The 9,252-nt window shown below is 57.7% G+C and carries 10 protein-coding genes; 2 read left to right on the forward strand and 8 right to left on the reverse strand.

Annotated features, from left to right (window positions below; genetic code table 11):
- Positions 1 to 304: helix-turn-helix domain-containing protein (locus A3754_RS12780; RefSeq protein ID WP_156496974.1), on the forward strand; the 304-nt coding region annotated here is incomplete at its 5' end.
- On the opposite strand, the gene A3754_RS12785 is transcribed toward A3754_RS12780, so the two are convergent.
- Both A3754_RS12785 and A3754_RS12790 read right to left on the reverse strand, forming a co-directional pair.
- Entirely contained in the window at positions 288 to 716 is a 429-nt protein-coding gene (locus A3754_RS12785; protein ID WP_063520000.1) for a group III truncated hemoglobin, read from the reverse strand. The genes A3754_RS12780 and A3754_RS12785 overlap by 17 nt on opposite strands.
- Before the next feature lie 49 nt (positions 717 to 765).
- A complete protein-coding gene (locus A3754_RS12790) occupies positions 766 to 1,083 on the reverse strand; it encodes a DUF962 domain-containing protein (protein WP_007150782.1) in 318 nt (105 codons plus the stop codon).
- 280 nt (positions 1,084 to 1,363) lie between these two features.
- Here A3754_RS12790 and A3754_RS12795 point away from each other — a divergent pair, with 280 nt between their 5' ends.
- On the forward strand, positions 1,364 to 2,590 hold the full coding sequence (locus tag A3754_RS12795) for a serine hydrolase (protein ID WP_063520001.1): 1,227 nt from the start codon (positions 1,364 to 1,366) through the stop codon (positions 2,588 to 2,590).
- Positions 2,591 to 2,726: 136 nt separating this feature from the next.
- Here the strand turns inward: A3754_RS12795 and A3754_RS12800 are convergent, their stop codons facing one another.
- The 6 genes from A3754_RS12800 to A3754_RS28735 form a co-directional block, all read right to left on the reverse strand.
- Positions 2,727 to 2,951 carry a DUF3565 domain-containing protein gene (locus A3754_RS12800; RefSeq protein WP_063520002.1) on the reverse strand — a complete coding sequence of 75 codons (225 nt, stop codon included), beginning with the start codon at positions 2,949 to 2,951 and terminating at the stop codon, positions 2,727 to 2,729.
- Positions 2,952 to 3,047: 96 nt separating this feature from the next.
- Entirely contained in the window at positions 3,048 to 4,616 is a 1,569-nt protein-coding gene (locus A3754_RS12805) for a BCCT family transporter (protein ID WP_063520003.1), read from the reverse strand.
- 621 nt (positions 4,617 to 5,237) lie between these two features.
- On the reverse strand, positions 5,238 to 6,320 hold the full coding sequence (gene thrC / locus A3754_RS12810) for a threonine synthase (RefSeq protein WP_063520004.1): 1,083 nt from the start codon (positions 6,318 to 6,320) through the stop codon (positions 5,238 to 5,240).
- Positions 6,321 to 6,455: 135 nt separating this feature from the next.
- On the reverse strand, positions 6,456 to 7,757 hold the full coding sequence (locus tag A3754_RS12815) for a homoserine dehydrogenase (RefSeq protein WP_063520005.1): 1,302 nt from the start codon (positions 7,755 to 7,757) through the stop codon (positions 6,456 to 6,458).
- 43 nt (positions 7,758 to 7,800) lie between these two features.
- Complete coding sequence (gene alaC, locus A3754_RS12820) at positions 7,801 to 8,991, reverse strand: alanine transaminase (RefSeq protein WP_082872352.1); 1,191 nt, start codon at positions 8,989 to 8,991, stop codon at positions 7,801 to 7,803.
- A gap of 121 nt (positions 8,992 to 9,112) precedes the next feature.
- On the reverse strand, positions 9,113 to 9,252 hold a 140-nt coding region (locus tag A3754_RS28735; RefSeq protein WP_156496975.1), incomplete at its 5' end, for a thioredoxin fold domain-containing protein.

Genomic DNA, 9,252 nt, shown 5'->3' on the forward strand with positions numbered 1-9,252 from the left:
GCAGGAGTGGCTTGAAAGCAACCCGCAGGCGTCGTTGTCACTGGAGCAGCTCGCCTCCCGGTTCGGGTTCAGCGAGCGGAACCTGAAGCGACGCTTTACCCTTGCTACCGGACTTGCGCCTCACCTGTACCTTCAGAAAGTCAGAATAGATCGTGCCAAGAAGCTGTTGATCAGTGGGGCACTGTCTGTGCAGCAGATTGCCCACCAGGTGGGATACGAGAATGTCAGCTATTTTATTCGGTTGTTTCAGCGCGAAGCGGGCGACACTCCTGCCCAGTGGCGCAAGACTAACGGCGCATACTGAGCTGGCGGTAAAGATTATCCATTACCCGGGCTGCAAGGCGTTTGGCCCGGTCGGTGTTGGGCCCGGCAAAACGTCCGTCAAGATTGGCCATAAAATGGCCGAGCCAGCGCTCATGATGCACACCGGTGAGCGGAATCTTGTCATCCAGCGCCCGATGCTTTTCCATCATATGGCGCTGATAGTCCTGCTCGCCCAACAGCATTTTGTACCAATACTGGCAGATGATCGGCAGGTGCTGTTGCAGATCAATCCCCGCCACCTGCAGAAACACCGGCGCCATCACCGGATCCTTCAGCAGGCGCTGATAAAACCCGTGCACCATGGCGTCAATATTTTCCCGGCAATCCAGATCAGGCAGGTCACTATCCCTGGCGAGTGATTCACCCGGGCGAAAAATCCCAACCGCCGTCATTCCACTCTCCGCGTGCTTGCGTGAAGCGTGTTGCCTGTAGCGTCTCTCGTTACCACTCAATACGCCCGATGAGGATGTCCTTGAACATGACAAAGTCACCGGCAAGGCTGTACCAAGGGTGCTTGAAAGTAGCCGGGCGGTTTTTTTCAAAAACATAATGCCCCACCCAGGCGAAGCCATAGCCCACCACCGGTAACAGCAGCAGCCCCCAAAGGTTGCCGGTCATGAACACGCCGGCCAGAACGCCGAACAGACCCAGGGTGCCGAAGAAGTGCAGCCGGCGACAGGTGGGGTTGCCATGCTCCTGGAGGTAATAGGGGTAAAACTCCGCGAAGCTCTGGAAATCAGATTGCTTGATGGTCTCCATGGGACCTCCTGTTAGGTGCTCTTGTTCTGATTGTTGATGATGTCATAGCTGTGGGCTGCCATCATTGTAGGCAGCGGCTGATGGGTAAACATTACGTCCCATTGTAACCCAGTCGCTACGTTTCAACGGGCCATTTTATTGTGATTTGACGCCAATCGGATGGCACAGGCAGCCATTGCAGTCCCCCCTTGATCATGGACAATGGCGTGCTTTCACAATAAATACGGTGTCGACCTTTATTATCGGCGCCCTGCACTCCCCATTTTTTTGCGAGACATTTATGGCTCTTCGCCCGCGTGTACGCCGCCTGATCAGCAAGCACGGCAACCCTATTCCCCGCAGCCTCGACGAGCTGATTCAGCACGGCGATGAAGCCCCGCTGGACAAGACCGGCATGGGTTCTGAACAAGTTGAATCCATTTGGCGGGCCACACGCAAGCTCTATCGCAGCGGCATGAGCCCGGCGATCAGCCTGTGCCTGCGCCGCCACGGCGAGATCATGCTGAACCGCAGCATCGGCTATGCCGACCCGGCAACCCAGCGCATCATGACGCCGGACACCCCAGTGTGCCTGTTCTCCGCCTCCAAGGTGGTCAGCGCCATGCTGGTACATCATCTGGTGGAACAGGGTCAGCTTGATCTGGACGACCCGGTGACCCGCTACCTGCCCGCTTACGGACAAAACGGCAAGGGCCGCACTACCCTGCGCCACCTGCTTACCCATCAGGCCGGGATTCCCCGCCCCCAGGAACCGGTAGAAGCCGACATTCTCTATCGGCCCCAGGAAATTATCGACATCCTCTGCGCCGCCAAGCCCAGCGGATTCAATACCCAGGCCTACCACGCGATAACCGCCGGCTTCATTCTTGGCGCCGTGGTGGAAGCCATAACCGGGGAATCCCTGAACGCCACCCTCGACCGGGTCATTCGCCAGCCCATGGGGATGAAGTATTTCACTTTTGGCCAGACCGGCGCAGAACGGGCCGTGGATGTGTCCACAGGGCTGCCCTTAAAACTGGTAGACCTGTTTCTCAGCTATGCAGTGGGCGGCAGTATCGATCAAGTGGTGGAAGTCACTAACGACGAGCGTTTCCAGCAAACTATCGTACCGGCAGGCAACCTGTATGCCACCGCAGAAGAAGCCAGCCGTTTTTTCCAGATGCTGCTTAACGGCGGCCGCCATGGCGACCAGCAGATCTTCCAGCCAGACACCGTGGCCCGCGCCCTGGAGCCAGCCTACCATCGCCCCCGCTTCGACCGGACGCTGATGCTGCCACTGAACTTCTCCAACGGCTTTATGCTCGGCAACCGGGGCATGGGCATGTTCGGCCCCGGCGCCCCAAAATCCTTTGGGCATTTGGGCTTTATCAGCATTTACTGCTGGGCGGATCCGCAGCGAGATCTGAGCGGCGCCCTGCTGACCACCGGCAAGGGCGTAATCGGCCCCCACCTGCCGGCCCTGTTTGGCTTACAGCACACCATTAATCGGCATACCAAGTTACGCTGAACACCTGATGCCTGATGCCTGATGCCTGATGCCTGATGCCTGATGCCTGATGCCTGATGCCAATAATGATCGCAGTACGGCAACAAGCATCAACTACCCCATCGTTGTTGGTTTTCCTTGCATCATGCGTCCGGCGTCAAGCACCTAGCGTGTTTTCCGGCACCGGCATGCCCCGCTGACACTGGGTGCAGGTCACCACCATATCCAGGTGCTGCCGGCGGCCCTCCTCACTCACCGCCCAGGGGCGGTTAATAAAGGGCGGCTGGTGACGAACGTGCTGGCGGTGGCCGCAAGACAGTAACATGACCCAATCCCCCACCTCATCCTGTTCAAACCCGTTGACCGTTACCTGAAAAGACATGCTTGCCTCCTCTGTCAGTCATTCCTGTTATACCAACATGTAGCCAAAAAAAATGCCCGCATCAGCGGGCATTTTTTAAAGATCAGCAACGCCAGATCAAGCCAATTGAAGGCGCTTGCGTTCCGCTGACAGGGCAATAAACAGGCTGACGCACATCAACAACAGCACGATGGTAAACGGCAACCCGGTTGTGACAGCCCCTGATTGCAGGGCCTTCAGGGCTTCCTTGCCACCGCCATACAGCAGCACACCCGCAATCAGGCCTTCCATAACCGCCCAGAAAATACGCTGGGGCACCGGTGCATCCACCTTGCCACCCGCCGTAATGGAGTCGATCACCAGAGAGCCGGAGTCCGACGAGGTCACGAAGAAGATCAGTACCAGTGCAATCGCCATAAAGGAAATGATGCCGGTCCACGGCAGATGCGCCAGCATCTGGAACATGGCCAGCGATGCATCACTCACCCCGTTGGCCAGTTCACCCACGCCGTTGATGGATTGCTCCAGCCCTGTGCCACCAAAAGTGCTCATCCAGATAATGGTAATCACCGTGGGCACCAGCAGTACCGCCACAATGAATTCACGCACGGTACGCCCCTTGGAAATGCGGGCAATGAACATCCCCACAAACGGCGACCAGGAAATCCACCAGGCCCAATAGAACACGGTCCAGCCATGCATCCACTCACTGTCTTCACGGCCAAACCAGGTACTCAGCGGAATGATATTACTGATGTAGTCCACCGCAGTGGTACCAAAGCCGGTGATGATTAGCATGGTAGGCCCGGCGATAATAACGAACAGCAGCAAAAAGACGGCCAGGCTCATATTGATGTTACTCAACACCTTCACGCCACCATCCAGACCACGCACCACCGAGAGCACCGCGACAGCGGTAACACCGACAATAATGCCAACCTGCACATTGATCGCATTGGGCGTATCAAACAGGAAATGCAGGCCGCCGGCAGCTTGCTGAGCGCCCAGACCCAGCGACGTCGCCAGACCGAAGATGGTAGCCAGCACCGCCAGAATATCTATGATGTGACCCGGCCAGCCCCAGCACCGTTCACCCAGCAGCGGGTAGAACGCAGAGCGGATCGTCAGGGGCATGCCCTTGTTATAGGTGAAGAAGGCCAACGACAACGCCACCACGGCGTAAATCGCCCAGGGGTGCAGCCCCCAGTGATACATGGTCGCCCCCATGGCCGTATGCCGCGCCGCTTCCGAGCCGGCTTCCACCGCCAGCGGCGTGCCGTACCACTGGCCATTCAGATAGGCCACCGGCTCGGCCACACTCCAGAACATGAGACCAATCCCCATGCCCGCCGCAAACAGCATGGCGAACCAGGAAAGCGTGGAGAATTCCGGTTTGGCGCTCTGTCCACCCAGGCGAATTTTACCCAGCGGCAGCACCGCCAACAGCAGGCAGAACAGTACAAAGAAATTGCCACTGACCATAAACAGCCAGTCGAAGTGTTCAATGGCCCAGCCCTTGGAGCCATTCAGCCAGGCGTTGGCCTGTTCCGGGAGGATCAGCGTGCCAATCACAAAGGTAAGAATCAGTACTGCACTGATAAAGAAGACAGGATTGTGCATGTCCATTCCCATGAACTGCACATTGTCCTGGCCGACGTCATAGTCGGTCTCGTAATTAATTTTCATTTAAGCTCCGTATTCCGTCTTGCTTTGAGGGGCAGTGTTTCTGCCTTTCAGCCAGTCGGTCCGGACGATGCGAGGAAACCGGGTTGGGTTCCTCTATAGCTTCACAGCCAGACATCACCTGAACGCGAAGCGACCCTTTTGGTCGCAGCCTTGATCAGATCGTCAATGATACGAATCCACTGCAATCCCTTGGACAAGGGAGCCGTACGGGGCCCCAGTAGCGTTTGGCGTCGCCAATAACGATGCTTTCATCAGTCTCTCCCTTCTTTGTCGTCTTTAAACAGACTAAATAGTGGTCGACCAATGTCAAATACCTCTCTGTGGCTATGCACCAGCACGCACAAAGCTCGGGTCATCAGAGAACAAGACATCAGTCAGGGGTTGGCCGGGGAAAATCCAGCCGGGGCATGGGCGCAGTCAGCCCAGAGAGGAGGTGTTACACGTAGGTGGTTTCAGTAATCTCGACACCGGGTCGTCGTTCCTTTCGCCACAAAAGAGCACGCATGGTAGCACATCGTGACGATGCCTGCCTTTGCCCCGCGCATCCCTGCAGGCACCAGCGGCAGAAATGCCCATAAAAAACGGAGCCGAGGGCTCCGTTTTTTATTACGCCTGAGGTAATCAGGACATGTTGGACAGGATCGCGCCTTTCACCGCATCCAGATCCGCATCGATGGTGACCATGCGGCTGTCCTGGCACTGGGCAATGGCGGTATCCGGGTCTTTCAGGCCGTTACCGGTCAGGGTGCAGACAATGGTAGAGCCTTCCGGAATCTTGCCGGCCTTGATGTCACGCATGGCGCCACCGATGGAGGCCGCAGAGGCGGGCTCACAGAAAATCCCTTCTTTCTCAGCCAACAATTTCTGCGCCGTCAGGATTTCATGATCGCTAAGCTGGTCGAACCAGCCTTTGGATTCTTCCTGCAGTTGCCACGCCTTGTCCCAGGACTGCGGGTTACCGATACGAATAGCCGTTGCCACGGTTTCCGGATCGCTCACTCGCTCGCCACGCATGAACGGCGCCGCGCCTTCAGCCTGGTAGCCCACCATTTTCGGGGCCGCGTTGACGATGCCAGACTTGTGGTATTCGCTGTAACCCATCCAGTGCGCGGTGATATTACCGGCATTGCCCACGGGCAGGCAGTGATAATCCGGGGCGCGGCCCAGCTCTTCAACGATTTCGAAGGCAGCAGACTTCTGCCCCTGCAAACGGTACGGGTTAACCGAGTTCACGATGGTCACTGGCGCCTTCTCGGCCACCTGTTTCACCAGTTCCATGCCCTGGTCGAAGTTGCCACGGATCTGCATGATCACCGCACCGTACATCATTGCCTGGGCCAGTTTACCCATGGCAATTTTGCCTTCCGGAATCAGTACAAACGCGGTGATGCCCGCACGAGCGGCATAGGCAGCAGCGGCCGCAGACGTGTTACCGGTGGAGGCACAGATGATGGCATTGCTGCCCTCTTCTACGGCCTTGGTCACCGCCATGGTCATGCCCCGGTCCTTGAACGAGCCGGTGGGATTCAGGCCTTCGTATTTGACGTAGATATCCACGTCCTTGCCCAACAGCTTGGGGATATTCTTCAAGCGAATCAGCGGGGTATTCCCCTCGCCCAGGCTGATGATCGGCGTGTCATCATTCACCGGCAGGTGGTCACGGTAACGGTTGATCAGGCCGGTGTAACGGTCACGAAAAGGCATGGTTTTGGTCTCTGCTGCTAGTGTAAAGCCTCTAAGCCAGGCTCTGCGGTTCTTGAATGTGGTCACTTTAAACGGCGCGCCAGAAGCCAGATGCATGAAGCCGGACGCTCAAACAGCGACGTCCGGCATCGGGCGTCAAGCGTCCAGCGTCTCTACCCTGATACGCATTATATCGCTATCTACGGCCTCAAGGGCACCGATCTTGGCAAGTGCGGCGCTCATGTCACCTTCGCGCACCACGTGGGTCATCATCACGATGGGCACCAGGCCCTGGTCCACTTCACGCTGTACCAGTGCATCAATGCTGACATTGTTATCACTGAGGATGCGGGTCACGTCGGCCAGCACGCCGGTCTTGTCCTGCACATGCAGGCGCAGGTAGAAGCTGCAGGACACGTCATCGATGGTCAGAATCGGCTCATCGGACATCTGGTCGGTGTGGAAGCCCAGATACGGTACCCGCTCGTCATGGTCCACGGTCAGTGCGCGGCCCAGCTCAATGATGTCAGCCACGACAGCGGAAGCCGTCGGCTCGGCACCGGCGCCGGCGCCGTAGAACATGGTGGGACCCACCGCGTCGCCATCGATCATGATGGCGTTCATCACGCCATTGACGGCAGACAGCATGGTTTCCTTGGGAATCAGGGTCGGGTGCACACGCAGTTCGATGCCGTTGCCGGTGTCCTTGGCGATCCCCAGGTGTTTGATGCGGTATCCGAAATGCGCGGCGCTGGCCACGTCTTCGGTGGTAATCCGGCTGATCCCCTCGGTGTAGACCTTGGAAAACTGCAGTGGAATACCGAACGCAATGGAGGCCAGAATGGTCAGCTTGTGGGCGGCATCAATACCTTCCACGTCGAAGGTGGGGTCCGCTTCCGCGTAACCCAGCGCTTGCGCTTCTGCCAACACGTCATCAAAGGCCCGGCCACCCTCTTCCATTTCGGTGAGGATGAAGTTGCCGGTGCCATTGATAATGCCCGCCAGCCAGTTCACATGGTTCGCGGCCAGACCTTCACCCAGGGACTTGAGGATGGGAATCCCGCCAGCCACAGAGGCTTCGAACGCCACGTCCACGCCATTATCCTGGGCGGCCTGGAAGATTTCGTTGCCGTGCTCGGCGATCAACGCCTTGTTGGCGGTGACCACGTGCTTGCCGTTCTTGATGGCGGTAAGTACCAGCTCACGTGCGGTATCAATGCCGCCAATCAGCTCTACCAGAATATCGATATCCGGGTCTGTCGCCACCGCAAAAATATCGCGGGAAAGACGAATATCACTGGTATCACAGGCCGCGTTGTCGCGGCGGGCACCGATATGGGTAATTTCAATCGGACAGCCCACGCGGCGAGCAATATCCCGCGCGTTACGCTTCAGTACATTCACGGTGCCAGAACCCACCGTGCCCAGACCAGCAATACCCACCTTCACCGACTTCACGTGATTTCCTCTCTTTATGCAGGGGCGCACAAGGCGCAGCCTGTTAGCCCAGCAGCCCATCCTGACGGAACATCTTCTTGATGCCGCGCATGGCCTGCCGGGTACGTTGTTCGTTCTCGATCAGCGCAAAACGCACATGATCGTCACCATAGTCGCCAAAACCAATGCCCGGCGACACTGCTACACCCGCTTCGGTGAGCAGCTTCTTGGAAAACTCCAGCGAGCCCATGGCTCGATAGGGTTCGGGGATTTCAGCCCAGACGAACATGGTGGCACGGGGTTTTTCCACCGGCCAGCCAATGTCGCCCAGCCCTTCCACCAGCACATCCCGGCGCTGGCGATACATTTCGCAGATTTCGGCAACGCAACTCTGGTCCCCTTCCAGCGCGGCAATGGCCGCCACCTGAATCGGGGTAAAGGTGCCGTAATCCATATACGACTTGATCCGTGCCAAGGCGTGGATCAGCTCTTTATTGCCGCAGCAGAAGCCCACCCGCCACCCAGGCATGTTGTAGCTCTTTGACAGGGAAAAGAACTCCACCGCCACATCCTTGGCGCCTTCCACCTGCAGAATGGAGGGGGCCTTGTAGCCATCGAACACGATGTCTGCGTAGGCGATATCGTGCACCACCCAGATCTGGTGCTCTCGGGCAATGGCCACCACTTTCTCGAAGAAATCCAGCTCCACGCACTGGGCCGTGGGGTTACCGGGGAAATTCAGCACCAGCATTTTCGGCTTGGGCCAGGATTCCTTGATCGCCCGCTCCAGCTCCACAAAGAAATCCACCCCTTTCACCATGGGCACATGGCGGATATCCGCGTTGGAAATCACGAACCCGTAGGGGTGAATCGGATAGCTGGGGTTCGGCACCAGCACGGTGTCCCCGGGGCCCATGGTGGCCAGTGCCAGATGCGCCAGGCCTTCCTTGGAACCAATGGTGACAATGGCCTCGGATTCCGGATCCAGGTCCACGTCATAACGGCGCTGATACCAGTCCGTCATGGCCTTGCGCAAACGCGGAATCCCCCGGGACTGCGAGTAGCGGTGGGTATCGCCCCGCTGGGCGGTTTCTGTCAGCTTATCGACAATATGTTTTGGCGTGGGCTGATCCGGATTGCCCATGCTGAAATCGATAATATCCTCACCCCGTGCTCGCGCTGCCGCCTTCATCTCTCCAACAATATTGAAGACATAGGGCGGCAAACGACGGATTCGCTGGAAATCGGTTTCCACGACAGCACCTTGGGTGGGAGTAAAAGAAGGCCGACACATTAACGGCGCAACCCCGCGTCGTCAATGTGTCGGCACCGTCTTTACGGCAGCAAAGCACCGTAATACGGGGGATACAGGCGAATCAGTCCAGTCGCTTGAGCATATCTTCCGGGGTCAGATAGCCGCCCAGCTGCTTGCCTTCGGTGGTGTAGATCGCCGGTGTACCGCGAACCCCGAATGTGAGGCCCAGCTCATATTGCTCATCAACCGGCTTGGCACACT

The organism is Alcanivorax sp. HI0083, from assembly GCF_001635175.1.